The 24,102-nt window shown below is 65.7% G+C and carries 25 protein-coding genes and 2 tRNA genes; 12 read left to right on the forward strand and 15 right to left on the reverse strand.

Annotated elements, in window-relative coordinates; all coding sequences use genetic code 11:
- The 3 genes from dnaE to VMS96_03335 all read right to left on the reverse strand — a co-directional run.
- On the reverse strand, positions 1-2,252 hold a 2,252-nt coding region (gene dnaE / locus VMS96_03325; protein ID HVP42434.1), incomplete at its 3' end, for a DNA polymerase III subunit alpha.
- Between the two features lie 15 nt (positions 2,253-2,267).
- Positions 2,268-3,914: a DNA polymerase Y family protein gene (locus tag VMS96_03330; GenBank protein HVP42435.1), complete on the reverse strand. Its 1,647-nt coding sequence runs from the start codon at positions 3,912-3,914 to the stop codon at positions 2,268-2,270.
- Between the two features lie 3 nt (positions 3,915-3,917).
- A complete protein-coding gene (locus VMS96_03335; protein ID HVP42436.1) occupies positions 3,918-4,748 on the reverse strand; it encodes a hypothetical protein in 831 nt (276 codons plus the stop codon).
- A gap of 241 nt (positions 4,749-4,989) precedes the next feature.
- Between VMS96_03335 and VMS96_03340 the strand changes: the two genes are divergently transcribed.
- A tRNA-Glu gene (locus tag VMS96_03340) sits at positions 4,990-5,064 on the forward strand.
- Between the two features lie 83 nt (positions 5,065-5,147).
- Here the strand turns inward: VMS96_03340 and VMS96_03345 are convergent.
- Both VMS96_03345 and VMS96_03350 read right to left on the reverse strand, forming a co-directional pair.
- The gene (locus VMS96_03345) at positions 5,148-5,681 is read right to left on the reverse strand and encodes an SRPBCC family protein (protein ID HVP42437.1); all 534 of its coding nucleotides are present in this window, start codon (positions 5,679-5,681) and stop codon (positions 5,148-5,150) included.
- Positions 5,662-6,063, reverse strand: a complete 402-nt coding sequence (locus VMS96_03350; GenBank protein HVP42438.1) for a metalloregulator ArsR/SmtB family transcription factor — start codon at positions 6,061-6,063, stop codon at positions 5,662-5,664. Before VMS96_03350 ends, VMS96_03345 begins: the two co-directional genes overlap by 20 nt.
- Positions 6,064-6,524: 461 nt before the next feature.
- Here VMS96_03350 and VMS96_03355 point away from each other — a divergent pair, with 461 nt between their 5' ends.
- Positions 6,525-7,718, forward strand: coding sequence for a putative sulfate/molybdate transporter (locus VMS96_03355; GenBank protein HVP42439.1), 1,194 nt, complete (start codon positions 6,525-6,527; stop codon positions 7,716-7,718).
- A gap of 13 nt (positions 7,719-7,731) precedes the next feature.
- Here the strand turns inward: VMS96_03355 and VMS96_03360 are convergent, their stop codons facing one another.
- The 3 genes from VMS96_03360 to VMS96_03370 all read right to left on the reverse strand — a co-directional run bounded on the left by VMS96_03360 (position 7,732) and on the right by VMS96_03370 (position 9,608).
- Entirely contained in the window at positions 7,732-8,121 is a 390-nt protein-coding gene (locus VMS96_03360) for a hypothetical protein (GenBank protein ID HVP42440.1), read from the reverse strand.
- Positions 8,122-8,249: 128 nt separating this feature from the next.
- Positions 8,250-8,618: a PilZ domain-containing protein gene (locus tag VMS96_03365; GenBank protein HVP42441.1), complete on the reverse strand. Its 369-nt coding sequence runs from the start codon at positions 8,616-8,618 to the stop codon at positions 8,250-8,252.
- Positions 8,619-8,702: 84 nt separating this feature from the next.
- A complete protein-coding gene (locus VMS96_03370; protein ID HVP42442.1) occupies positions 8,703-9,608 on the reverse strand; it encodes a class I SAM-dependent methyltransferase in 906 nt (301 codons plus the stop codon).
- A 138-nt stretch (positions 9,609-9,746) separates the two neighbouring features.
- Between VMS96_03370 and VMS96_03375 the strand changes: the two genes are divergently transcribed.
- Positions 9,747-11,123, forward strand: a complete 1,377-nt coding sequence (locus tag VMS96_03375) for a tryptophanase (protein HVP42443.1) — start codon at positions 9,747-9,749, stop codon at positions 11,121-11,123.
- A complete protein-coding gene (locus VMS96_03380) occupies positions 11,120-11,425 on the forward strand; it encodes an antibiotic biosynthesis monooxygenase family protein (GenBank protein HVP42444.1) in 306 nt (101 codons plus the stop codon). Before VMS96_03375 ends, VMS96_03380 begins: the two co-directional genes overlap by 4 nt.
- 10 nt (positions 11,426-11,435) lie before the next feature.
- On the opposite strand, the gene VMS96_03385 is transcribed toward VMS96_03380, so the two are convergent.
- A complete protein-coding gene (locus VMS96_03385; protein ID HVP42445.1) occupies positions 11,436-13,604 on the reverse strand; it encodes a SpoIIE family protein phosphatase in 2,169 nt (722 codons plus the stop codon).
- Positions 13,605-13,855: 251 nt separating this feature from the next.
- Here VMS96_03385 and VMS96_03390 point away from each other — a divergent pair, with 251 nt between their 5' ends.
- From VMS96_03390 to VMS96_03410, 5 genes are all read left to right on the forward strand, one after another.
- The gene (locus VMS96_03390) at positions 13,856-14,494 is read left to right on the forward strand and encodes a GvpL/GvpF family gas vesicle protein (protein ID HVP42446.1); all 639 of its coding nucleotides are present in this window, start codon (positions 13,856-13,858) and stop codon (positions 14,492-14,494) included.
- A 123-nt stretch (positions 14,495-14,617) separates the two neighbouring features.
- Positions 14,618-14,857: a gas vesicle protein GvpJ gene (gene gvpJ / locus VMS96_03395; protein HVP42447.1), complete on the forward strand. Its 240-nt coding sequence runs from the start codon at positions 14,618-14,620 to the stop codon at positions 14,855-14,857.
- Positions 14,858-14,932: 75 nt separating this feature from the next.
- On the forward strand, positions 14,933-17,056 hold the full coding sequence (locus tag VMS96_03400; GenBank protein ID HVP42448.1) for an ATP-binding protein: 2,124 nt from the start codon (positions 14,933-14,935) through the stop codon (positions 17,054-17,056).
- 2 nt (positions 17,057-17,058) lie between these two features.
- Entirely contained in the window at positions 17,059-17,463 is a 405-nt protein-coding gene (locus tag VMS96_03405; protein HVP42449.1) for a response regulator, read from the forward strand.
- Positions 17,438-18,379, forward strand: coding sequence for a GvpL/GvpF family gas vesicle protein (locus VMS96_03410; GenBank protein HVP42450.1), 942 nt, complete (start codon positions 17,438-17,440; stop codon positions 18,377-18,379). Before VMS96_03405 ends, VMS96_03410 begins: the two co-directional genes overlap by 26 nt.
- Before the next feature lie 108 nt (positions 18,380-18,487).
- On the opposite strand, the gene VMS96_03415 is transcribed toward VMS96_03410, so the two are convergent.
- Positions 18,488-18,691: a hypothetical protein gene (locus VMS96_03415; protein ID HVP42451.1), complete on the reverse strand. Its 204-nt coding sequence runs from the start codon at positions 18,689-18,691 to the stop codon at positions 18,488-18,490.
- A gap of 71 nt (positions 18,692-18,762) precedes the next feature.
- Here VMS96_03415 and VMS96_03420 point away from each other — a divergent pair, with 71 nt between their 5' ends.
- The 3 genes from VMS96_03420 (at position 18,763) to VMS96_03430 (ending at position 21,596) form a co-directional block, all read left to right on the forward strand.
- A complete protein-coding gene (locus VMS96_03420; protein ID HVP42452.1) occupies positions 18,763-19,455 on the forward strand; it encodes a hypothetical protein in 693 nt (230 codons plus the stop codon).
- A 44-nt stretch (positions 19,456-19,499) separates the two neighbouring features.
- Positions 19,500-20,435 carry a thioredoxin-disulfide reductase gene (trxB, locus tag VMS96_03425; protein HVP42453.1) on the forward strand — a complete coding sequence of 312 codons (936 nt, stop codon included), beginning with the start codon at positions 19,500-19,502 and terminating at the stop codon, positions 20,433-20,435.
- Positions 20,436-20,675: 240 nt separating this feature from the next.
- Complete coding sequence (locus VMS96_03430) at positions 20,676-21,596, forward strand: proline dehydrogenase family protein (protein HVP42454.1); 921 nt, start codon at positions 20,676-20,678, stop codon at positions 21,594-21,596.
- 145 nt (positions 21,597-21,741) lie between these two features.
- Here VMS96_03430 and VMS96_03435 read toward each other — a convergent pair whose 3' ends face one another.
- From VMS96_03435 to VMS96_03455, 5 genes are all read right to left on the reverse strand, one after another.
- Positions 21,742-22,368, reverse strand: a complete 627-nt coding sequence (locus VMS96_03435) for a DUF3106 domain-containing protein (protein ID HVP42455.1) — start codon at positions 22,366-22,368, stop codon at positions 21,742-21,744.
- Positions 22,369-22,377: 9 nt separating this feature from the next.
- The gene (locus tag VMS96_03440) at positions 22,378-22,836 is read right to left on the reverse strand and encodes a hypothetical protein (GenBank protein ID HVP42456.1); all 459 of its coding nucleotides are present in this window, start codon (positions 22,834-22,836) and stop codon (positions 22,378-22,380) included.
- Positions 22,837-22,858: 22 nt separating this feature from the next.
- The gene (locus VMS96_03445; protein ID HVP42457.1) at positions 22,859-23,497 is read right to left on the reverse strand and encodes a sigma-70 family RNA polymerase sigma factor; all 639 of its coding nucleotides are present in this window, start codon (positions 23,495-23,497) and stop codon (positions 22,859-22,861) included.
- A gap of 134 nt (positions 23,498-23,631) precedes the next feature.
- A tRNA-Val gene (locus tag VMS96_03450) sits at positions 23,632-23,706 on the reverse strand.
- A 57-nt stretch (positions 23,707-23,763) separates the two neighbouring features.
- Positions 23,764-24,102 (reverse strand): hypothetical protein (locus tag VMS96_03455; GenBank protein ID HVP42458.1); only part of this gene is annotated, 339 nt, incomplete at its 5' end.

The following is a 24,102-nucleotide window of genomic DNA, read 5'->3' on the forward strand; positions in this document are numbered from 1 at the left end:
TCCGGAAATCCGTACAGGGCAAACGACGTGATGGACTGGATGATCTCGTCCTGCGTCGCCGGCGCGATGCCGTTTTTATCCATCCCGCGGCGCAACTGTTTCTCGATCTCCCTCATGCGCGCTTCCGAGCGCTTGAATCCCATGGCGCGCCGCAGTTCTTCCGCCTCGCCCCCCGTGAAGCCCGCCGCGATCATCGCCATGCGCAGCAACTGCTCCTGGAAGAGCGGCACGCCCAGCGTCCGCGCCAGCTCCGGCTCGAGCGATGGATGCGGGTAGGTGACCGGTTCGCGTCCCTGCCGCCGCTTCAGGTACGGGTTCACCATCTGCCCCACGATCGGGCCCGGGCGGATGATCGCCACCTGCACCACGATGTCGTAGAAGCGCTTCGGGCGCAGGCGCGGCAGGCACGACATCTGCGCCCGGCTCTCGATCTGGAACATGCCGACGGTGTCCGCCTTCTGCAGCGCGGCATAGACCGCGGGATCATCCGGCGGCAGGTGCGCCAGGTCGAGCTCCTCGCCCTGCACCTGGCGCGCGATCTGGATGGTGTCTTCCAGCGCCGCCATCATCTCCAGCCCCAGCAGGTCCACCTTGATGAGCCCCAGGTCGGCGCAATCTTCCTTGTCCCACTGCACCACCACGCGGTTGGGCATGGACGCCGGTTCCAGCGGCACCACGGAATCGAGTTGTCCCTGCGCGATCACCATCCCGCCCGAATGCTGTCCCAGATGCCGCGGCAGGTCCTGCACCGCCTGGCACAGCTCGAAGAATTTGCGGATGCGCGGGTGCGAAAGATCGAAGCCGGCGTCGGCGAACTGGCGCGCCATGGTGTCCGATGGGTCGCGATACTCCCAGCCGCCCACCAGCTTGGAGAGACGGTCGAGGGTCTCGGGATCGAAGCCCAGCGATTTGCCGACCTCGCGTGCCGCCGAGCGCCCGCGGTAGGTGATGACATTCGCGGTCATGGCGGCGCCCAGCTTGCCGTAGCGCTCATAGACATACTGGATGGCGCGCTCGCGCTGGTCGCCGGAGGGCAGGTCAAGATCGATGTCGGGCCACTCGCCGCGCTCCTCCGAGAGGAAGCGCTCAAACAGCAGGTCCATGCCGACCGGGTCCACGGCGGTGATGCCCAGCGAGTAGCAGACCGCGGAGTTGGCCGCCGAGCCGCGTCCCTGCACCAGGATGTTGTGCTGGCGGCAGAAGCGCACGATGTCCCATACGATGAGGAAATACCCGGCGAGGTCGAGCTTCTCGATCAAGTGCAGCTCGCGCTCGATCTGGCGGCGGGCGCGGGCGCGGAGGTCGGGCGCGGCGCGGCCATAGCGCTCCTGCGCGCCCTCCGCCGTGCGCTGGCGCAGGAACGACATCATGGTCTGGCCGTCGGGCACGGGATACTTGGGGAACTCGTAGCCGAGGTCGGCCAGGGTGAAGTCGAGCCGCGACGACAGCGCGCCGGTGTTGGCGATGGCTTGCGGCAGGTCGGCGAACAGTTGCGCCATCTGTTGCGGCGTCTTCAGGTGTCGCTCCGGGTTGCGCGCCAGCAGACGCCCCGCGGTGTCGAGCATGCGGTGGTGCTTGATGCAGGTGAAGACGTCGAGCAGTTCGCGTTCTTGCGGCACGGCATAGGCGACGCCGTTGCTGGCGACGATGGGCAACCCGAGCGAAGCGGCGAGCTCCACCGCCGCGCGGTTCCGCGCTTCTTCTTCGCGCAGGAAATGGCGTTGCAGCTCGACATAGACGTTTTCGCGGCCGAAGATCGCGGCCAGCCGCTCCAGGACTCGTTTGCTCTGGTCGCGCCCGCCATCTTCGAGCGCGCGCGCCAGCACGCCGTCGCTGCCACCGGTCAGGCAGAGCAGCCCTTGCGCATGTTCCTCCAGCTCTTGCCACGACACCGCGCATGCGCCCGGCATGGCGTGCTTGGGGACGCGCAGTTTCATGCACGTGATCAGCCGGCAGAGGTTCCGGTAGCCCTCGCGGCTCTCGACCAGCAGGGGCAAAGAGGTTTCACGTTTCACGTTTCGCGTTTCACGCAACTCATCCTGGGGCGAAACGTTTACTTCCGCTCCAATGTGGGCCTTGACACCGATTTTTTTCGCCGCCAGGTGGAACCTGGGCGAGCCGTACACGCCGTTGCGGTCGAGCACTGCCATCGCCGGCATACCCGATTCGGCGCAGCCCGCCGCCAGTTCCTCGGGCAGGGAAGCGCCTTCGAGGAAGCTGAACGCGGAGCGGGCGTGAAGTTCGATGAACATCAAAATCGCAGCAGATCAGTCGTATTCGCCATGTACGAACCATTTCCCTCGGTCATCGACAAAGATCCGGTACAGTCCCACCGCATCGGTCTTGGCGGTCACCGATGCAACCGCGATATCCCACTCTTCCCGGATCCACGAATCCCTTTTTTCTATGTCCTCTGTGTTTCTGCGGTTCGATTGTTGTTTCCACCATTCGCCGGAGGTTTTCCATGGTCCTGCCGCGGACACGACTTCGCCGTTGATCCTCACCGAGCGGACGTGCGACGGCTTCCCCGAGCGTAGGTCGACGCGAACGGGCAATGGCGGGCGGAAGATGCGCAGCGCCAGCACCCCGCGGACACCCAGCGGCTTCAGCCGCTGGGTGTCGGCTTCTTGGTGGCGCGGCTTCAGCCCCGCAGGCGTGACCATGAAGCGCAGCATGCGGAACGCGTCCGGACGGTGCGTGTCCAGCGGTTCCGCCGACCCGACGTTCCCTTCGCCGACGACTCCGGCGATGCGGGCCAGGGTCAGCTCCAGCCGCTCCGGCTCCGGCGCAAGAGGGAGGAACAATCCGCCCTGCGCGAAGCGGGGACGTACCGGCTCCACCGCCAGCGTCACCTTCAGCACCGGCGCCGCCGGGGGATGCGACTTCAAATCGAGCTGCAGCAGCTTGAGGAACAGCTTGCCGTCGAGCATGGGAACGGGCAGGCGAAGCGTGCGCGCGAAAATCGTTGCGCGTTTCTCGTTTCGTGTTTCACGTTCTTCTTCCTCGCGCGAAACGTGAAACATGAAACGTGAAACGTCTGCTTCGCTGATGGCTGAGGGCTGAAGGCTGAGCGCCAGCCGCAGTTCGTTGGTGGCCAGCGCCCGGGCGCCCAGCCGCGCGCACAACTGCTCCAGCAGGCGGCCGAGCACGAACGCCAGCGGCTCCAGCAGCTCCACCGGATGTTCCAGCTCGATGCTCTCCTCGAAGCGCAGGGGAGGCTCGCACGGGACGAGGTCGCGCATGGTCGCACCCCGGGCCAGCCGTTGCAGGCGGAGCCCTTCCTGTCCCAGGCGTGCGGTGACCGCGACCTCGGGCAGGACCGCCAGCGCGCGCAGGGTGCGCACTCCCCAGCGTTCCAGCGTGTCGAGCAGCTGCGGGGGAGGCGAGAGCGCTTCGATAGAGAGCGTCCCCAGGAGCTCGGATTCTTTGCCCGGCGGGATCACGGTCACGCCGGAGAAGCCACGCGTCGCATGCAGGGCGGCATCGGGGTTCGAGGCCACGGCCACATGCGCCTCCAGTCCCATGTCGGAAGCGCGTTTCGCCAGGTCGCGTGCGATCTTCGCCGCGGCGCCGAAGAGCTGCTCGAGCCCGGTAAGGTCGGCGATGACCGTATCCGCCGCGGTGTCTTCCACCCGGGGCGAGAACGCCTGCGCGCAGTCGAGCAGGGCGGCGTGCGCCGCTTCCTCCTGCGCCCGGGAGCGCTTGCGGACCTCGAGCTTCTGGTCGCGCGCCTGGGCCTGCAGCCGGGTCATCCCGGCCTCGATGCCGCGCGCGCGCGCCGTCTGGTTCAGCGCGCAGACCATCTCCATCGGGGGCGCGCTTTCGACCACGGCGACCGCGCAGCGACGCAGCTCGGGCGCCGCGCGCACGATCGCTTCCACGGGGAGATCCGGGATGTAAAGAGCGGCGAACATCGCTTATCCCGCCCACTGGGCCCGCGTTGTGAACGAGACCGCCCGGGCCGGCAGTTTCTTCTCCGCCACCGCCCGCACCACCTCGACCGAGATCTCGGTGGAGGTCAGCAGTCGAGCGTGGCAGGGGAGCGGTTTCGCTGGTGACCGGCGAGTGGCGACTGCCGACCGCATCTTCAGCACCAGGCCGGCCGCGCTTTTGGCGAAGGCCTCCTCTTCGAGGACCAGCAGCGCCGTGGGGGTGCGCTCGACCGCGCGCCGGAAGCGGAACCAGGAAGTCAGCGGCACCCGCCGCGCGATGTTTGGCGGCACGCCCCCCAGATCGATCACCACCAGCCCGAAGCCGCCCGCTTGGAGGAGAAAGTCGGCGACCTTCAAGGCGTTCTCGACGCCCTGGTCGGTTTCGCGTTTCGCGTTTCGCGTTTCACGTAATTCTTCCTCGCGCGACACGTGAAACGTGAAACGTGAAACGTTCTTGCCGCAACGCACCCACAGCACGCGCTTCAGTCCCACGCCCGCCGCCTGCGCCGACTCGGGATCGAAGCTGTCGCCGGCATCGATCAGAGCGCAGACCTCGCCCCGCGCCGTGGCCTGCGCCAGGATGGCCAGCAACAGGGAAGTGCGCCCCGAAGAAGCCGGGCCAAAGATCTCGGTCAGGGCGCCGCGCGGCAGTCCGCCGGTCAGCGCGTCCAGCGCGGCGATCCCCGTGGAAACGGTGGCCGCGGCCGGACGCGGCTGCATCTCGGACGCAGCCACCACCCCCGGCATTCCCGCCAGCGCCCACCGGCACAGCTCCCGGTCTTCTTGAGAAATGATGCGCAGCGCAGCGGAGTTCATCGGGGACACCTCGGCCTCAAAAAGGTCTGAGCCAGGAGATCAACGAGCAAGGCGGGGAAGCTCAGGCCGGGCGCGAGCGCGAGGGCCTGATTTTCGCTTTTTCTTCGCCTATGACTAAGATTCTCCGCCGCCGGCTGCCGGTTGTCAAGAGGGCAAAACTCGATTGACAGTGGCAAACGCTGAGGGTGCGCTGGGGAAGGCTGCAAAAAGCCTTTGATATAATTTTCTGGTCGCACCGGGTGGCGCTATCGTCTAGGGGTTAGGACGGAAGATTCTCAATCTTCAAACCCGGGTTCGATTCCCGGTAGCGCTACCAAACCGCACTCATAAACAAAGCCGCCGAAAAGGCGGCTTTGTACTTTGCAGGTGCGTCGAGAACACTCAGCTCGCAGAAGAAGCTTACGCCGGCCTCCCGCCCACACTCGCTCCCAAATCGACGAGAAGCTGATCCAACTGCTCAAATTGCAGGGGGTACCCGCTGGTGCTTCCGGAGGCGATCCCTTCGTCGAGCGCTTCTTTCGAAGGATAGAGGTCGTGCAGGACCACGACGGTCTCACCGGCGTTTTCGTCGAAGGTCACTGTCGTGACGGCCCCGGGTTCCTCCCCTTCGTCGTTCGTCCAGACGATGCGCTTGGGCGGGATCACTTCGACGTAGCGACCAAAGAAAGGCATTGGCTCCCCGGTCGAGGGATGGCGGAAAACCAGACGGTACTTGCCCCCTGTACGGGCATCAAGCTCGCAGGAAAGTAAGGAGACTCCGAACGACTTCGGTGCCCACCACCGCTGGAACAGTTCGGGTTTGGTCCAGGCACTGAAAACGACATGCGCCGGGCCGTTGAAGGTTCGAGTGACGACGAGTTCACGATCGGACTTGCGTTCCACGCTCGTGCTGTTCTTCGTCCGGTTGGTGTCGCTATTTTTTCTTTTGTCCATGGGTTTTCTCCTTCTGTTTCAATTCCTCGACGATCCTGTCTAGGTCATCAAAGCGTTCGGCCCAGAGCTGCCGGTATCTCTCAATCCATTCCGCCTCTTTGTCCAGCGTGTGCAGGCCGAGCCTGCAGGTCCGCACTCGCCCGACCTTTTCTGTCGTGACGAGCCCCGCTTGCTCCAGGACGCCGACGTGCTTCTTCATCCCTGTCAGGGTCATGTGAAATCTTTCGGCAAGGGCGGTGATCGAAGCGTCCTCGCGTACGAGCTGTTCCAGAACGCCGCGCCGGGTGGGATCCGAGATCGCGGCGAAGGTCCCATCGAGAATGGGTTCCGTATACTGAACCATGTGGTTCAGTATATCGCAGGGAGCGTCCAGTTTGTCCAAAAACACTAGTTTCTCCGCTTCTCTCCGCGACAGCCCGGCCTGCAATTCTCAGGCTTCGGGTTTTCCGGGAAGTGCTGTAGGATGTAAGGAGAGGCGCCTTTTCTGCAGGCCCGCTTGTGTTTTCAGGCCTTTGGCCTCGCGATTCCCGGTAGCGCTACCAATCCCTCTTAAAGAGTGTGAATTTCACGAGGTCCTTCGCGCCAACGCGCTCAGGATTTCGGCTGCGGGCTCAGACGCCCGCAAAGCGCCTCAACCTGCGGGCTCCCGCTCACCCTGGGTCCGCTCACGCCCGCAAAACGGCTCAACTCTCGACGTGAGGGGATAGAGATCCTTCGCGAAGCGCTCAGGATTTCGGCTGCGGGCTCAGACGCCCGCAAAGCGCCTCAACCTGCGGGCTCCCGCTCGACTCGCTTCGCTCATCTTGCTCACGCCCGCCAAGCGGCTCAACCTATAATGACCAGGTGCCTCCAGGTGATGCAGACAAAACAAGAGCCGCATGGCCTCTGTCCCGGCTGGACATCGCCGGTGCATTTGGGGACATCGGCGTCCTGTTCCCCATCGCCATCGCGCTCATCACCCTGAACCACCTGAACGCCACGGCCGTGTTCCTCGCTGCCGGCCTGGCCTATGTGGTGGCGGGTTGGTACTTTCGCATCCCAATGTCTGTCCAGCCATTCAAGGCGGTGGCTGCCATCTCGCTGGCGCTCGGCCTGACCCCACAGGAGATCGCGACCGCAGGCCTGTTGATCGGGGTTCTTCTCGCGATCATCGCAGTCACCGGCCTCGCCGGCTTGCTGGCGCGCCTGTTCACATTGCCGGTGGTGCGGGGGATCCAACTCGGACTGGGCTTATTGCTGGCGCGCGAAGGGATCAGGCTCATCTTCGGTACCCAGGCGAGCCTGTCGTGGGGCAGCTTGCAGTTGTTCGGGTGGGAGATCGCGGCCGCCGCCGCCGTCATCCTGCTGCTGTTCATCCGCTCGGAGCGCTTTCCGGCCGGCCTGGTCCTTCTGGGATTCGGGATTGTGCTGGGGCTGGCGGCATCGGGCGGCGGTTTGCGTCACCTGGAGTGGCGCCCGCTCCCGCTGTCCCTGATCCACGTGCAGGGCGCGGACATGTGGCGGGTCCTGCCCCTGCTGGTCATCCCTCAATTCGCCCTCACCTTTGGCAATTCGATCGTCGCCAGCGAAAACACCGCGCACATCCTTTACGGCCGACAGGCGGACCGGGTGACCATCCGGAGCCTGGCCGGCAGCATCGCGGTGGTGAATGTAGCGAGCGCGGCGATCCTGGGATCGCCGCTGTGCCACGGTTCGGGCGGCATCACGGCCCACTTCAAGTTCGGCGCTCGCACGCAAAAGTCGAACTACGTCATTGGCGCGATCTGCCTGTTGCTGGCCGCCATCGGGACCGCCGCCGTAGCGGTATTGCGTCTGATCCCCTTTGCGGTGCTGGGCGTTCTGCTGATCTACGTCGGCATCCAGCACGCGCTCTATCTCCGCGACATCGCCAGGCGCCTACCCTGGCTGCTGATCGCACTCGCCGTGGGCATCGTCGCGGTGCTTACGACCAACCTCACGTGGGGTTTCCTGGTCGGGCTGGTCCTGCAGACCCTGGTGAGCTTGCGGAACCGCGCTGCTCCCGTGCCCGGGACGTGAAGGCAGGCGGCAGCTACTCGCCCGGATCCACCCCGCGGTCCAGATAGATCCAGAGCACGCGAGCGAACAAGGTCAACGCAGGCGCGAACGGCAAGAGCGTCAGTGCCGACGCCAGCAGGATGGCGCCCCAGCGCCACGACGTCAGCCACCAGTACAGCCCCAGGATCGCCACCAGCAGCGGCACGGCCATGGCGTAGCTGATGTACATCGCCCCCAGGAAGTAACCGGGCTCGCGCTCGAACTTGAGGTCGCAGACGGCGCAGCGCTCGTGCATCGAGGTGAGCCAGAGCATCGAGCCACGGAAGATCGGGGCCATGCGGCAGCGCGGGCACAGACCCTGGAGGATCGCGCTCAAGGTCGAGGGCGGGCTGGAGGGCGCATCCATGCTCCATTGGAATAACATCCCGAGCGCAGCGAGGGAACCCCGGGGGAAGAATTCGAGAGGGTAGGGCTCCCTCGCTGTGCTCAGGATGTTCCTGAAGAGACGATGCAGGGAATCCGATATCACGGATCACCCGAGGGCGGGCGCCGCTACTGCAGCAGGGTGAGGGCCTTGCAGAGGCGGAGGATCTCCTCCCGCTGCGGCACGCTCAGGCTCATGAACTCCACCCCGTAGCGATAGCCGTTCTTGTTGCGGACAGTGATGCCGACGCGCAACGGCTGCCGGGAATAGGGAAGAGTGAACTCGACCTCGAGCCGCTGGCCGACCTCCAATACGTGGGCCACGAACAACGCCATGCCGGTCTCGCTGATGTCATTGCCCCGGCCGTGGATCATGATGCTCTTGCCGTCCTTGGTCACGACCAGCTTGAGCCGCACATCCACGTGGTAACGGGGATTCCGGCGCAGTTCGCGCCCGCCGGGCGCCGCTTGTCCCGATGATGGACTCATGTGAAGCATGGGCCACTTCCTTACAAGGCCCACGTTACCTCCGGACATGTACCCAACGCAACTTACGAACGTAATGTCGCAGTGCTGGTACAACTACTGTGTTATCAGCCACATAGAGACGCCGGCATCAAGCCCCGCCAGGCCCACCCGTTGCCACAAGGGTTCGAGCACCCGCGACAGCTCGGGGTCGGCGGAAACAAAGGCGTTGGGCAGCAGCACCTTCAGCCGGCTGGCGCCCTCCAACAGCGCGAAGGCCAGCAGGTATTGCTCACTCCAATAATGATGCGCCCAGCGAGGCGGATAGTCGTACGGCAAGAACACGTCATGCACCTGCACCAGCACGCCGGCCGGCAAGCGCGGCACGATGTCGAGGAAGGCCACCGCTACGTCAGAGTTGGTCAACAGGACGTGGGAGCAATCCAGGAACAGCACATCACCGGCCTGAAGCCCGTCGAACAGCGCCAGGTCGGCCTCCTGCAGCGGCCGGCGCACCAGCCGGTCGCAGAGCCGGTCGATCTCGGCCCGTGGATGCGGATCCACGGAAACGATCTGCGTCGGCAAGGAGTGGTCTTCAATCGCTCGCCGCGCGAACTTGGTGGAATTTCCGGACCCGATTTCCAGGTACAGCCGTGGCTTCCGCTGCGCCAGCAATCCGTAGAGCGCGACCGCATCGAGCGGTGGGATCCAGCCATTCATCCAGAAGGGCGAACGCGCGTCGGCCTGGTCTTTCGGGATCCCTGCCAGCTTGGCGTCGAAGGAGAGGAAGCCGCGCAGCAGCTCGCGATAGGAATCCCGCCCTGTTTCCAACAGGGCGAGCAACCCCGCATGCGGCGCGCGCCCGAAGCCATAACGGCTCCGCGGCTCGACCCGGTAGTCGAGGAAGAGCATCTGGCTCGACCTCACGACATGTCGCAGGTTATAAGCCAGCCACAGCAGGGGATGGCGCCAGGCGAGCCCACGGATGCGGTCCTTCAGCCCGCGTTGCGGCAGACGGGCCAAGTCCTCTCCAGTGGGGTTCCGGGTCATGGGCCTGTAGTGTAAATGGCGTCCCGCTTTGCGCAAGACCTGCGACCTGCGTCACAGACCTCTCCGTTCCCGGTAGTTACAATGAGAAGGCAATCCTGGACGAGGCGCAGAATGCCCATTCGAACCGTCATCGAACCCTTCCGCATCAAGAGCGTAGAGCCCATCCGCTGGACCACTCGCAAGGAGCGCGAAGAGTTCCTCCGCAAAGCGCACTACAACCTGTTCCTGCTGCCGGCCGATGACGTACTGATCGACCTGCTCACCGATTCCGGCACCGGCGCCATGTCCACCCACCAGTGGGCCGCGGTCATGCGCGGCGACGAGAGCTACGCCGGCAGCCGGAGCTTCACCGCGTTCCGTTCCTCGATCCAGAGCATCTTCGGATACCGCCACGTGATCCCGACCCATCAGGGCCGGGCGGCGGAGCGGATCCTGTTCAGCGTCACCTGCCGCAAGGGCGACGTGGTGCCCAACAACACCCACTTCGACACCACCCGCGCCAACGTTGAGTTCGTGGGCGCCGAGGCCGTGGATCTGCCCATCCCCGAAGGCCGACAGCCCGCCGCCCTCCATCCCTTCAAGGGCAACATGGACACCGCCGCCCTCGAGGCCCTCATCCAGCGGGTCGGCCGCGAGCGCGTTCCCCTGGTGATGCTGACCGTCACCAACAACTCGGGTGGCGGCCAGCCGGTCTCCATGGAGAACGCCCGCGCCATCAGCGCCATCTGCCGCCGGCACAGCATCCCGCTCTACTTCGACGCCTGCCGCTTCGCCGAGAACGCCTACTTCATCAAGCTGCGCGAGCCGGGCTATCAGGACAAAACGCCCAAGCAGATCGCGCAGGAGATGTTCGCTCTCGGAGACGGCTGCACCATGTCGGCCAAGAAGGACGGCTTGGCCAACATCGGCGGCTTCCTCTGCACCAACGACGACAAGCTGGCCCAGCAGGAGAAAGACCTGTTGATCCTGACCGAGGGCTATCCCACTTATGGCGGCCTGGCCGGGCGCGACCTGGAGGCGATTGCGGTCGGCTTGCAGGAGGCGCTGCACGAGGATTACCTGCGCTACCGCATCACCTCGACTGCGTATCTGGGGAACCACATCGCCGAGCAAGGGGTGCCCATCGTGCAGCCGCCGGGCGGGCACGCCGTGTACATCGACGCCCGCGCCTTCCTGCCGCAGGTCCCGCCGGAGCAGTTCCCGGCAGTCGCGCTGGCCGCCGAACTCTACCTCGAAGGCGGCATCCGCTCGGTCGAGATCGGCACACTGATGTTCGGCGGCGCCGCCAAGATGGACCTGGTGCGGCTCGCTATACCCCGCCGCGTCTATACCCAAAGCCACATCGACTATGTGGTGGAGGTCATCCTCGAGGTCTGGCGGCGGCGCCAGCAGATCCAGGGGCTGAAGCTGACCTTCGAGGCGCCATTCCTGCGCCATTTCACGGCGCACCTGGAGCCGGTGGCTCCGGTTGCGGCGAGCGTGCGATGAGCTACATCGTCATCTGGGAGTTTCAGGTGCGCCCCGGCGCGGAAGTCGAGTTCGAGCGGGTGTACGGCCGCGACGGCGATTGGGCGCGGCTGTTTCGCCAGGCCGAGGGCTTCATCCGCACCGAACTCTTGCGCGATCACGAGGTGCGGGGGCGCTACCTGGTCCTGGATCACTGGGGTTCAGCGGCGCAATACGACGCCTTTCGTGCCGCCCATGCCGCCGAGTATGCCGCGCTCGACCAACGCTGCGAGGCCCTTACCCTGCGGGAGGCGCGCATCGGCAGCTTCTCCGAGCTGCCGTAGCCTGCATCCGCTACCGGGGCCGCGCCAGGACGATGGTGATGTCGTCCGGTTGCTCGCCGCTGCCGATCCATTCCTTGACCGCGCTGGTCACCAGCCCGCCGATGTCGGAGAGCGGCAGGTGCCGGTGGTCGCGCACGATCTCGATCAGCCGTTCTTCGCCGAATTCGCCGAACTCGTTCTCCGGTTCGGTCACCCCGTCGCTGTAGGCCAGGAAGATCTCCCCGGGCGCCAGGGCGACGGATTCTTCTCCGTAGGTTTGGGCGTCGAAGAGTCCAACCACCAGGCCGGCCGTGTCCAAGCGCCGGATCGAGCGGTCTTTGCGGATGATGATGGGCGGCAGGTGTCCGGCGTTGGAGTAGTTCAGGGTGCGGGTGCGCGCGTTATAGACGCTGAGGAACAGGGTGGCGTATTTCTCGAGCGGAGTGCTGTGGTAAAGCTGCCGGTTCAGCACCGAGAGCACGCTGGCCGGGGAGAAACCGTTGTCCGGCGGCGCCCCGGACGTCATCTCCAGGACATGGGTCACGGGGCTGCCGGCGGCCACCAGGCGCCCGGTCACCGCCGGCATGCGTCCGAATTCATAAGCGCGGATCGCCGAGTGCACGGTGGCCATCAGCAGCGCCGCCGAGATCCCTTTCCCCGAGATGTCACCCACCGCGATCCCCAGCCGCTCCGGCCCCAGCGGCAGGAAGTCGTAGTAATCGCCGCTCACCGTGCGCGCCGGCTGGCAGATACCGAACACCTCCAGCGACTCCATCTCCGTGGTCTGCTTGGGGAAGAGCTGGGCCTGCACCTCCTGCGCGATGGCCAGTTCGTTCTCCAGCCGCTGCTTCTCTTTCTGCTCCGCCATCAGCCGTTCCAGGGACTCGCTCATGGAGTTGAACGAGGTTTCCAGCGCTGCCAGCTGGTCCTTGGAGCGCACCGGGATGCGATAGCTGAAGTCGCCGCGGTTGACGTGCTGCGTGCCCTTGTACAGTTCGGCGACCGACTTGGTGATGGTGCGGGCCAGTCCCAGCCCGATGAACAGCGCGAACAGCTCGATGATGGCGAAGAACACCGCCGTACCTGCGATGGCGTAGATGATGATCTGGGTCAGCTGCCCCAGGGTGCGGAACAGCCGCCCGTACAGCGCTGACAACCGGCTGTGCACGATGAGCCCCTCGGTGTGGCTCGTGCCATCACTCCAGTCGGTGACCGGGAACAGCGAGATGAAGCTGAACTCGGGGTCCAGCGACGCCGCCGGCGCCGGCAACGAGCCGGCCGTCACCTTCGGCATGCGCACGCTGGCCGGCGTTTCGCCGCTCACCGTGAGACGGACTCCTTTTTGGTCCGGGTCCGGCCGCGAGATGCGAAAGCCGCTTTGCCCGTCGTCCGGCTGTTTGTCCGGCGGCCGCGAGCCGATCTCAGTGAGGGTGACCTCGGCGAAGTTCGCAGTGATCTCCTGCAGCCGCGCCGCATCCAGGGGCTCGCTGGAGACCACGGTCAAGGGCTTGCCGGCGGCGGTGACCGTGGTCGCCACCCGCAGGTACACCCCCTTGGCGTCAAAGGCGACGCTCCGGAAGTCCTCTTTGGCCCACGCCGGCCGGGGCAGCGCCGATGCTCCCGGCGGTCCCTGGAGAAGCGTCGCCCGTTCGCCATACCAGGCGGTCACCTGCCGGCCAGCCCAGCGGTTCTCCATTCTTGCGTCGTGCAACGCCGGCAACGCCGCCTTCTGCTCTCCGGCCGACAGGCTGTGCGCATACTCCGCGGCGATGGTCGAGTTGGCCGCTTCCAATGATCGCAGTTCCGCCTGGATATCCGAGGTCGCGAGATAGGTGGCGAACTGGCCGGCGAACAGGTACCCGGCACCGACCGCGATGGTCGCGATCAGCAACACCGGGATGACCCCGATGAACACGTAGGTGACGATCAGCCGGTTGCGCAACCGCCACAGCAGCTTCTCTCGCATCCAGCGGAAGGCCAGGATGCTGGCTAGCAGCAGCAGGATGAAGGTGAGGAACGAGACCCAGCCGCCGAGCCCACTGCTGGCCGCAGCCGCCGTCGAGACCAGCGAGACGACCTTGTCCGCGATGTACAGCGCCAGGTCGAGTACGAGCAGGTACAAGGCGATACGGCCGAGCGTGGTGCGCGGTGCCAGCTCCGCTATCCGCCGCCGCGAGTATCTGCCCAGAACAGAAGCCATGAAGAGATCCCGGAGGCTCGATTATAGCCGCCGTCGCAACCCGAGTCTGGAGAGCGTCCCTGCTCGAGATACGTCTCCGCCCCACCCCGGGTTCAGCCGTACGGCCCAGGTTGAAAACCGCGGCAGCGCCTCGTACACTTCTGGCCACCCACTGTTTCGTTTGGACCATGTACTTTGCCAGCCTCCAGATCGGTGCGCTTACCTACGCCAGCCCGGTGGTGCGCGCGCAGCCCGCGCGGCGGAGCCGCTGAGTGCCTCTCCTGGTCTATTGCATCGCCGAGAGGGAGGTGCCACCGCCGGCCGACGGGGTGCGCGGCCACCCCGTCGAGCACGAGGCCGTCGCCGGCATGAACTGCTACTACTCCGTGTTCTCCGACCCGCTTCCCCGACTCACCAAGGACGATGCCTTGGCGTTCCACCACGTGGTCAGCGCCATCTTTGCCCGCACCGCCGTCATCCCCTTCCGTTTCCCCACGACGCTCGAGGGACAAGGCGAGCTCGAGGTGTACCTGGAGACCGAGGGCCACGACCTGCTGGAGAGCTTGCAGCGCCTGCGCGGTTTCGTGCAGATGGAGGTGCGGCTCACGGTGGGCGACGCCCGCGCCGCCACGGCGGCTTCCGGCAAGGAGCAGGTGCAGGACCGGCAGCCGGACCGCGAGGACTTGCTCGAGCTCTCCGAGAGCGTGCGCGAACTCCTGGCCGAGGACATCCGCGGCTGGCACACTCGCGAATCCCAGAACGGCCTGCGCTGCTATGCGCTGGTGCCGCGGCACAGGGCCGCCGATTTCCGCCACAAGTGCGAGCGCCTGAGGCTGGAAGGCGGGGTGCGGGCCGCGGTCGGCGGGCCCTGGCCGCCCTCCGAGTTCCTCCGCGAGTCCTTCGAATCCTGAGCCGCCGGGCTCCACCTCCTGCGCGGACGGAATATAATCTCGCCGGTGCAAGCCCCACGCCCATCCGCGACGGAGGCAGGCGGCAAGCGTTGACCAGCCGCAAGAGTCAGAGGAGGACCCTCGATGGCAGTTGAACGGGTGTCGGGCGGATCCAGCCTGATCGATGTTCTCGACCGGGTATTGGACAAGGGCATCGTCATCGATCCCTGGGTCTGCATGTCCCGGGTCGGGATCGACCTGATCACGGTGGAAGATCGTTTGGTCGTGGCTTCGAGCGACATCCACCTCAAGTACGTGGACGAAGTCGGCCGCGGGCAAGTTTCGCGGCCTCAACTGGGGGAGAGACCGGGCCGCCCGGCGTAGAGACGGTCCGCATCACTCGTACCCCCGCGCGCCGGACGGCGGCGCGGCGCTGACCGGCAAAGGAGTCGGCCCCCCATGGCCTCGCCTCAGATGCGCGTGGGAGCACGGCGGAGGATGGCGACGGAGCATCGGCGGGAGCCGGGCTCCAACCGCCGCGTCGCGGCCCGCCTGCTCGCCGTCGAGCGCACTGACGCGATCTTCCCCGTCCTGCTCCAGGAGATCGTCGTCCTCGGCTTCCCTCGCGCCCTGGTCGCCAGCGTCAACCTCGAGACCGGCGACCTCGCCCCCACGCTCTCCGTCAACTTTCCCCGCACCGTCCAGCAGCGATTCCGCACGTCGCTCCACGCCTCGGAGAATACGCTGGTCAAGGTGCTGCGGAACGGCAAGCCGGCAGTCATTCCCGGCGGGCCGGGCCGCCGCGCCCTGTATTGCCACCCCATCCTCTTCCGCTCGCGGACGCAGTGCCGGGAGGCCGAGCGCCGGCCAGCCGGCGGTTGTCTGGCAGTGGACAACCAACACGGCCGCCGCAAGCTGTGCCTTCCCGACCAGGTCTGCGCCACCTGCGGCATGCGCGGCTACAGCGCACTGGTGGTGGTGGAGCTGGCGAAGGGCGCGTCGGAGCGGGAGATCGGCGAACTGCGCCCCCTGGTCGGACTGGCCGACCGCTGCCTGGCGCGCCTGTCCAAATCCGAGCACTACTACAACCGCCTGACCGGCCTGGAGAACACCCTGGCCCAGATGCAGACGGTCATGGGCAACATGCATGATCCGGTGGTGCTCACCGACAACCAGCACCGCGTGGTCATGCAGAACCGCGCCGCCGAACGCTTCTTCAAGCTCCCGGAAGCGGCCAGCGAAGGCCGCGCCCGCGCCATCGAGTTCAACCACCTGCTGTTCTCCGCCGCCCTGTCCTCGATGGCGCTTACCGGAGCCGAGGCCCACCGCGACCTGACCCTGGTGGATCCCGTGGAAGGCGAGGAACTCCTATTCGAGGTCCTGGCCGCTCCCACCAGCACGCCCGACGGCAGCCGCTCCGGCATGGTCACAGTGCTGCGCGAAGTCACCGCCCTGCGGCGCACCGATGCGGAGGTCCGCTCCCAATACGACCGGTTGCGCCACGCCGAAGAGCTGGTGCGCCAGGACCGCGACCGCCTGAATCTGATCATCGAGAACGTTGGCGATCCCATCGTGGTCTGCGACAGCAACGCCAGGCCGGTGCTGGTGGACCCGCTCGCCGCCGAGCTGTTCGGCTCCGAGCGCGACAGCGCCCGCGATCCCCGCCGCCTCCGCAACCACGCCAAGTTCGACGCCTACATCAGCTCCTTCACCTTCTCCTTCTCCGACCGGGAGAGCGGGCCGCTCAAGCTCTTCAACCCCACCACTCGCGGCGAGGTCGAGTTCGACGCCCGCTCCGGCAAGATCTATGACGAGCGCGGCCAGGTGGCCTACACCGTCACCGTACTCCGCGACCTGACGGCGGTGCGCAAGGTGGAGCAGCTCAAGGTCGAGCGGCGCATGCTGGAGATCGAGAAGTTCGCCGCCACCGGGCGGCTGGCAGGCACCATCGCCCACGAGGTCAACAACCCGATGGAGGCCATCAAGAATGCCATCTACCTGCTCTCCGGCAAGGTCTCGCCGGAAGCGACCCCGGTCTATGACGTCCTGAAATCGGAGACCGAGCGCGTGGCCCGCATCGTGCGCCAGATGCTCGGCCTCTATCGCAACACCGACCAGATCGGCACGGTGGACGTGAACAGCGTCATCGAGGACACGCTGTTGCTCTTCCGCCGCCAGTTGCAACAGGTGTCCACCCAAGTGAGGACCAGGCTGGCGTCCTTGCCCATGGCGGTCGGCTCCGCGGACCAGCTTCGCCAGGTGCTTTCCAACCTGGTGGTGAATGCGCGGGACAGCATGGAGAAAGGCGGCACGCTCCACGTGCGCACCCGCTACTTCGCCGGCGGCGGCGACTCCGTGCGCGGCGCCATCCGCATCCTGGTGGCTGATTCCGGCGCCGGCATCCCCCCGGCCCTGCAGAGCAGCATCTTCGAGCCCTTCGTCAGCACCAAGGGCGCCAAGGGCACCGGCCTGGGACTCTGGATCGTGAAAGGGATCATCGAGAACCACGGCGGCAAGATCCGCGTGCGCAGCCGGGTGGGGCAGGGGACCGTGTTCCAGATCGATCTGCCCGTGGTGCGATAGCCATGAAGCCGAAGACGGAGCGCGGCCGAATCCTGGTGGTGGACGACGAGCCCTCCGTTTTGCTGACCTACAAGCTGATCCTCGAGCAGCAGGGCTACGACGTGCTGGCGGCGTCTTCCTCCAGCGAAGCCAGGAAAACCATTGAGCAGGAGAACATCGACCTGCTGCTGTGCGATCTCTCGCTGGAGGAGCGGCACACCGGCTTCGAGGTCATCGAATTTGCGCGCCTGCGGCAGCCGGCCGCCATTTCCGTATTGCTGACCGGCTATGCCAGCAGGGACGTCAGCGAGCAGGCGGGGCAGGGAGGCGTCGCCGTCCTGTTCAAGCCCATCGACATCGAAGAGTTCCTCAGCACCATCAGTGCCCAGTTGAAGAAACGGCATGAGCAAAGCAAGAAAACCGGCTAACAAGCCGGCGGCGGGCAAGGCCGCCAGGAAAGGGCCGCGCGGGGCAAGAGTGGCGCGCGTCGAGAGGAGCGACCTTCGCTCCGATCCGGCGCCCGCGGCCTCCGCGCCTCAGCTCGTGCACTCCCGTCCTCCGCAGCCCACGGCCCGGCCGGGCCGGGAGGGGCGCTACGTTTACGGCATCGTCGGGGACCGCGAACCGCCCGATTTCGGCGGAATCGGCATCGGCGCCGCCAGTGAGCTGGTGTACACCGTCACCCACGGCGACATCTCCGCCATCGTCAGCAAGACGCCGGTCTTCATCTTCGATCCCACCCGCGAGAACGCGCTCGCCCACCAGCACGTCATCGAGACCGTGATGAAGGCCAGCACCATCATCCCTATGAGCTTCGGCGCCGTCTTCCGCACCGACGACGACGTCCGCAAGCTACTCAAGTCCGTCTACGCTCCGCTGAAAGACGCGCTCAAGCAGATGGCCGGCAAGCTGGAGTTTGGCCTGAAAGTCACGTGGGACCGCGACCAGGTGATTGAAGAGCTCAAGCGGGAGGAGGAAGACATCCGCCGCCTTCAGCAGGAGATCGCCCGCAAGCACATGCAGTCAACCTACCTGGCGCGCATGCAGCTGGGACGCATGATCGACCAGGCCCTGGTGGAGCGCGCCGCCGGATACGCGCGCGAGATCTACGACGTGCTGCGCCCCGTCTGCGTCGCCTCCCGCGGCAACAGGCCCATCGGCGACAAGATGATCATGAACGCCGCCTTCCTGATCGAGCGCGAGAAGGAAGCGGACTTCGACGCCGCCGTCAACCGCATCGCCCGGAGATTCGGCGGGCGCCTCCACTTCAAGTACACGGGACCCTGGCCGCCGTATAACTTCGTGAACATCCGCCTCAAGCTGGAGCGCGGCACGGCTAGCTAAGACGGTTGACGAGCGCCGCCAGAAGAAGATGGGTGCATTGCGATTCGTCATTTGCGATCTGGACGGCGCTTACAAATCGCCGATCACCAATCACAAATCGCGAATCCCTCAGCCCTCGCCGTAGAACAGGTCGAAGAACGCCTCTACGCTCTGGTTCAACTGCTTGACGATCTCCTCTTTGCTGCCTTCCATCATGTGCATGGTGACGCGGACTTCGCGTCCGTTCTTCAGTTTCACCGTGGCATCACCCAGTTCGCTCAATTCGTCGAGGGGCAGCAGCCGCATGCCATACACCAGCGCCAGATTTGCCATAGCCGGCGATTGTACGCGCGCCGCGCACAAGCTGACGACCGACGACCGACGACTGCTGTTAAAATGCCCCCGTGCTCCGGACAATCCTGGTCGGCTCCTTCCTCCTCTCGCTCGTGGGACCTCTGGCCCCGCAGGAGGCGCCTCCATCGACCATCAAGAAAGACGGCATGCAGGTGCAGGTCAACGTGATGAACGTCTGCAATCCGTCCGACGACGAGCAGAAGGGCATCGCTGCTGCCTTGCAGCGGCTTCCGTTGAAACCTCGGTTTGCGCCCGACTTCGAGGTGGCGCGCGGCCGCACCACTTTTCCCGATGCCCCCATCTCCACCTGGGCGCGCATCCGCAGAGAATTCCAGCCCGACTTCCCCTTCGCCAGCGTGCAGTATTCGGTGAGCCTGGACGAGAAGGCGCTGATCGAGACCCTGGTATTCCGCGTCCGCGACGCCAAGGACCTGCTGAGCGTGACCCTGGAAGACCGAATGTCGACGGTCACCGCTCCGGCGGCGGCCTTGGCCACCGACACCCCTGCCAGCCGGGTCAAGATCGAGCGCTTCGGCAGGAACTCGCTCGGGCTCGCGCGCTGTGAGCAGGCCGACCAGGCCGCCTACCAGCCGCTGTTCGACACCGCCAGCAAGGTGCTGGCCCAGTACCGCTCGTTGCTCGGGGCCCGGGCCACCATCCCCGCGGAATTGGCGCGCGCCGCCGCCGGGACTAAGCCGCCGCCGCCGCGGCGTTCGATGGCGGTCCGCAAGCACGACCGCTAGCAGTCGCTGTTGAATCCAAATTTTCGGGCCCGTATCTAAACGACATGTCTGAGATCCGCAACACTGTGATCATGGGCTCCGGATGCTCGGGGCTCACCGCGGCCATCTACGCCGCCCGCGCCAACCTCAAGCCGCTCGTCCTCCAGGGACACGAGCCCGGCGGGCAGCTCTCGCTCACCACTCTGGTGGAGAATTTCCCCGGCTTCCCCGACGGCATCCAGGGTCCCGAGCTCATCGAGAACATGAAGAAGCAGGCCGAGCGCTTCGGCGCCGAGGTCCGCCCCGGACACGTGCAGAAGGCCGACCTGAGCAAGCGTCCCTTCACCCTGGTGCTCAGCCAGACCGAGACCATTCAGACCCGCACCCTGATCATCGCCAGCGGCGCCTCGGCGCGCTGGCTGGGACTGCCCAACGAGCAGGCGCTCATCGGGCACGGCGTCTCCTCCTGCGCCACCTGCGACGGCTTCTTCTTTATGGGCAAGGAGATCGCGGTCATCGGCGGCGGCGACTCCGCCATGGAGGAAGCCCTCTTCCTCACCCGCTTCGCCTCCAAAGTCACCCTCATCCACCGCCGCGACCAGTTCCGCGCCTCCAAGATCATGCTCGAGCGCGCCAAGGCCCACCCCAAGATCGAAATGCTCGTCGATACCGTGGTGGACGATGTCTATGACGCCACAAGAAAAGAAGTCACTGGCCTCCGGCTGCGCAACGTGAAGAGCGGCGAGCAGTGGGATTTCTCCACCAGCGCCATGTTCCTGGGCATCGGGCACGTCCCCAACGCCAGCATGTTCAAGGGACAACTCGACACCGACGCCGATGGCTACCTGAAGACCACCGACTACGTCCTGACCCGCGTGCCCGGCGCCTTCGCCTCGGGCGACGTGCAGGACCGCCGCTACCGCCAGGCCGTCACCGCCGCCGGCACCGGCTGCATGGCGGCGATCGAAGCGGAGAAGTTCCTGGAAAAAGAAGGAAGGTAAACAGCACACACTTCGGCGGCGTCATCCTGAGGGCCTTCAGGCCCGAAGGACCTCGCGTGCAGCGTTACGACTGTTGGAAGTGCACGCGAGATGCTTCGCGACTGAGCCGCTCAGCATGACGCCTGTTATTTTCTTGGCGCACGCGTGATCTGCGCCCCCCTCTGCGGTGACCCGCGTCATAGCCGGCTCTCGCCCCGAATGTGATACAAAAGAGAGTTTGCTTCATCCATCGGGAGCTTCATGCTCAGGGCACTCTTCATCTGGTTATCCGAGAGCCGTTCCTTGCGCGGTTTCGCCGAGCGCTCTTCCGTCGGCCAAAGGATGTCGCAACGCTTCGTCGCCGGCACTCAGCTCGAGGACGCCCTGCGCGCCACCCAGACAGTGAACCAGTGGGGGGCCAGCGTCAGCATCGACAACCTGGGCGAGAACGTCACCAACATCGAGGAGGCGCGCAGCAGCGCCGCCCTCTATCACCAGTTGCTCGACCTCATCGCCGAGCGCCAGCTCAACGCCAACGTCAGCGTCAAGCTCACCCACATGGGCCTCGACGTGGACGAGAAGTTCGCCTACGACAACGTCACCGCGCTGGTGCAGCACGCCGCCCGGCTCAAAAGCTTCGTCCGCGTGGACATGGAGGGCTCGCCCTACACTCAGCGCACCCTGGACTTCGTGCACCGCCTGCACCGCGATCCCGCCAACGGCGACGCGGTGGGCGCCGTCATCCAGTCCTACATGCGGCGCAGCGAAGCCGATGTGGAGAAGCTTCTCTCCGAGCGCATCCGCCTCCGCCTCTGCAAGGGCGCCTACAAGGAGCCTCCGGACATCGCCTTCCAGAAAAAATCAGAGGTGGACGCCAGCTATGTCCGGCTCATGAAGACGCTGCTGAAAAGCGGCGTCTATCACGGTATCGCCACCCACGACGAGAGCATCATCCGCCAGACCGTGGCCTTCGCCCGCGCCGAGAGGATCCCCCCTGACGCCTTCGAGTTCCAGATGCTGCACGGCATCCGCCGCGACCTGCAGCAGGGCCTGGTTCGGGACGGCTGGCGCACGCGCGTCTATATCCCCTTCGGCGCCGAGTGGTATCCCTACCTGATGCGCCGCCTCGCCGAGCGCCCCGCCAACGTCCTGTTCATCGCCAAGAACATCCTGCGCGGCTGAGCCGAGGTTCCGCAGGAACCGAGCCGTGGTGCTCCCTGTCTCTGTGGTTGTCTCTTCTAGCAACTAGCGACCAGCGACCGGCGGATTTTCTCCGTGCGCTCGGTGTCTCTGTGGTTGGTTTTCCTAGCGACTGGCGACTGGCGACTTATTTCGGCTGCGCCGGCGGCCCCGGCGGCGGGTTTTCCGGCGCGCCCTTGGGTGGCAGGATGTCGAGCTTCACGATCTGCCGCATCAGGTCGCGCTCATTGTCCGTGTAGGCGCTGCGGAACTCCGGGGAATCGAGCAACGTCCCCCGCTGCTCGGCGGGAGCGTCCGCCAGTTGCCGCATGCCTTTGCGGAACGGTTGTCGCCGCTCGTCGGGCAGCTGCCGGATCTGGGTGAAGATCTGCCGCGCCTGCTGCTGCTGCTCGGGGGTGAGGTGCTCGAAGGCGTCCATGCGCGACAGCATCCGCTGCCGCTGTTGCGGAGGCAGATTGTTGAAGTGGTGCAGCCGCTCGATCAGGTGCTGTTGCTGCTCCGGCGGCAGCTTCTGGAACTCGGGGTCATCGCGCAGCTTCTGCTCCTGCTGGTCCATCGGCAGGCCCTGGTTCTTCTTCAGCCACTGGCCGATGTGTGGCCCGCGCCGCTGCCCGCCCGGCCCCATCCATCCCGGGCCCTTTCCCTGGAAGGGACGGAAGCGGCGTGGCGGTCCGGCCATCTCCTGCCAGGCCAGCGCGGGCACGGCCGTCAGTGCCGCCAGCAACAGCCCGCCGATGATCTTCAGCCTCTGCAACTCCCGCTCCTACTGCTCCACCTGCTGGGCGTCATGGTTCGGCAGATCGTCCAGCAAGTCGAAATTGGCGTACAGGTCTTCGTTCTTGTCGAGCGACTCCAGGTCGGCGACCGCGGAGGTGCTGTGGACCGTCGCCATCTGGGCGGCAGGCCGCCCGTTCGGCGTCGCCCGGAACAGCGCTACTCCCGCCACCAGCAAGGCGGCGAATCCGGCTGCCAGGGCCGGACGGCGCAGCCAGGCGAACAGGCCCGCCGGCTTCTGCCGCTCCTCCCGCAGGTAGGCGTGCAGCCGTTGATCGAAATACGGCGAAGGCTCGGGCGCCGTCCACTCCTCCAGCAGCGCCATGGTTGCCCGCAGCGACTCGACTTCCTGCGCGCACTTGCTGCACGAGGCTACGTGCTCGCTGGCCGGGGTGCTCTTGCCCTCCGCCTGTTCGAGCAGATATTCATGTGCCGTTTTGCAATCCATAACTTCTACTCCTGCCCCCGGATCAAATAAAGCCCTTCAGTTTCTCCCGCAGCGTTTCGTAGGCGCGGAACAGCAGCGACTTGGTGGCCGACTCGCTCAGCTTCAGCACCGCGCCGATCTGTTTGTAATCCAGCCCCTGGTACTTGTGCATCAGCACCGCCACCCGCTGCCGCTCGGGCAAGGCCTCCACTTCTTTGCGGATGGCCGCCAGACGCTCCCGCCGCAGCATCTGCTGCTCCGCAGTCGCCCGGCCGTCGGCCACGTCGATCTTCAGCCCGGTCTCCTGGTCCGGCTCGTCCAGGCTGGCGGTGTGGCGCTCCGCCTTGGTGTCGCGCGCGTGGTTGATGGCCAGGTTGCTGGCGATCCGGTACAGCCAGGTGGTGAATTTGGCCTCCGCCGAGTATGACGCCCGCGAGCGATAGACCCGGAGGAAGACTTCCTGCGCCAGTTCCTCCGCCGTCGCCTGGTTCCTGGCCATGCGGAACATGAAGTGCACCATCGGCCGCCGGAACTTGGCCACCAGGTGGTCGAAGGCGGCGTCGTCCCCCGCGCGCACGCGCAGCATCACCTCCGCGTCGCTCATCTGCTGGAACGGCGCGGGGGGAGCCGGCAGGCTTTCCGCGCTCGGCGGCAGCCCGCCTACAGCCCGATCCAGGGCCACGCTGCTCACATGGGATGGAACCCGCTTGTTCTCAGAAAGTTGCGCTCGGCCGGGGTGGTCCGGCCAGGCGCCAGAGGCGGGTTTTTCGCCGGAACTCATGCTTCCAGGATGCGACCGAAAGCCAAGAATGAGGATGGTGGGCGCTGTAGGATTCGAACCTACGACTTCCACCGTGTGAAGATGGCACTCTACCGCTGAGTTAAGCGCCCAGCCTGCGGCGCCTTGATTCTAACAAAGAATGCGGAACTACTGCAGCGCCGCCTGGGTCACTTGACGGCACAATACGAAGGGGTTGCAGCGCCGGTCGGACACACCGGCGCCGCGGAGGTCGTGGTCGTCGCCTGGTTGGCGAAATAGATGTTGGAAGCGGCGGCGCTGGAAGAAACGTTGTCGACCACCACGCCGCTGGTGCCGCCCGCCTCCGAGGCCAGCGCGGTGTTTGCAGCCGGTATCGTGCTGACAGCGCTGCCATTGAAGACGTTGTAGCTGAACATGCAGCCCTCGGCCGCGCCGGCGTTGGCGCAGCCGTTCTTGGGGACGGACACCTGGCCGAAGAACAACCAATCGGCGGTACCGTTCTGGAGGATGGTCATTGAGGAAGGCTC

The sequence above is a fragment of the Terriglobales bacterium genome, from assembly GCA_035543055.1.
Taxonomy (GTDB): Bacteria; Acidobacteriota; Terriglobia; order Terriglobales; family Acidobacteriaceae; genus JAIQFD01.

What these genes read in the sequence shown, in the direction of transcription:
- VMS96_03345 (HVP42437.1), bottom strand. Translation starts at nt 5,681, where the DNA reads ATGGACAAAAGAAAAAATAGCGACACCAACCGGACGAAGAACAGCACG.
- VMS96_03410 (HVP42450.1), top strand. Translation starts at nt 17,438, where the DNA reads ATGAGCAAAGCAAGAAAACCGGCTAACAAGCCGGCGGCGGGCAAGGCC.
- gvpJ (HVP42447.1), top strand. Translation starts at nt 14,618, where the DNA reads ATGGCAGTTGAACGGGTGTCGGGCGGATCCAGCCTGATCGATGTTCTC.
- VMS96_03440 (HVP42456.1), bottom strand. Translation starts at nt 22,836, where the DNA reads ATGGATTGCAAAACGGCACATGAATATCTGCTCGAACAGGCGGAGGGC.
- VMS96_03365 (HVP42441.1), bottom strand. Translation starts at nt 8,618, where the DNA reads ATGCTTCACATGAGTCCATCATCGGGACAAGCGGCGCCCGGCGGGCGC.
- VMS96_03415 (HVP42451.1), bottom strand. Translation starts at nt 18,691, where the DNA reads ATGGCAAATCTGGCGCTGGTGTATGGCATGCGGCTGCTGCCCCTCGAC.
- trxB (HVP42453.1), top strand. Translation starts at nt 19,500, where the DNA reads ATGTCTGAGATCCGCAACACTGTGATCATGGGCTCCGGATGCTCGGGG.
- VMS96_03330 (HVP42435.1), bottom strand. Translation starts at nt 3,914, where the DNA reads ATGTTCGCCGCTCTTTACATCCCGGATCTCCCCGTGGAAGCGATCGTG.
- VMS96_03400 (HVP42448.1), top strand. Translation starts at nt 14,933, where the DNA reads ATGGCCTCGCCTCAGATGCGCGTGGGAGCACGGCGGAGGATGGCGACG.
- VMS96_03380 (HVP42444.1), top strand. Translation starts at nt 11,120, where the DNA reads ATGAGCTACATCGTCATCTGGGAGTTTCAGGTGCGCCCCGGCGCGGAA.
- VMS96_03375 (HVP42443.1), top strand. Translation starts at nt 9,747, where the DNA reads ATGCCCATTCGAACCGTCATCGAACCCTTCCGCATCAAGAGCGTAGAG.
- VMS96_03360 (HVP42440.1), bottom strand. Translation starts at nt 8,121, where the DNA reads ATGTTATTCCAATGGAGCATGGATGCGCCCTCCAGCCCGCCCTCGACC.
- VMS96_03405 (HVP42449.1), top strand. Translation starts at nt 17,059, where the DNA reads ATGAAGCCGAAGACGGAGCGCGGCCGAATCCTGGTGGTGGACGACGAG.
- VMS96_03385 (HVP42445.1), bottom strand. Translation starts at nt 13,604, where the DNA reads ATGGCTTCTGTTCTGGGCAGATACTCGCGGCGGCGGATAGCGGAGCTG.
- VMS96_03430 (HVP42454.1), top strand. Translation starts at nt 20,676, where the DNA reads ATGCTCAGGGCACTCTTCATCTGGTTATCCGAGAGCCGTTCCTTGCGC.
- VMS96_03335 (HVP42436.1), bottom strand. Translation starts at nt 4,748, where the DNA reads ATGAACTCCGCTGCGCTGCGCATCATTTCTCAAGAAGACCGGGAGCTG.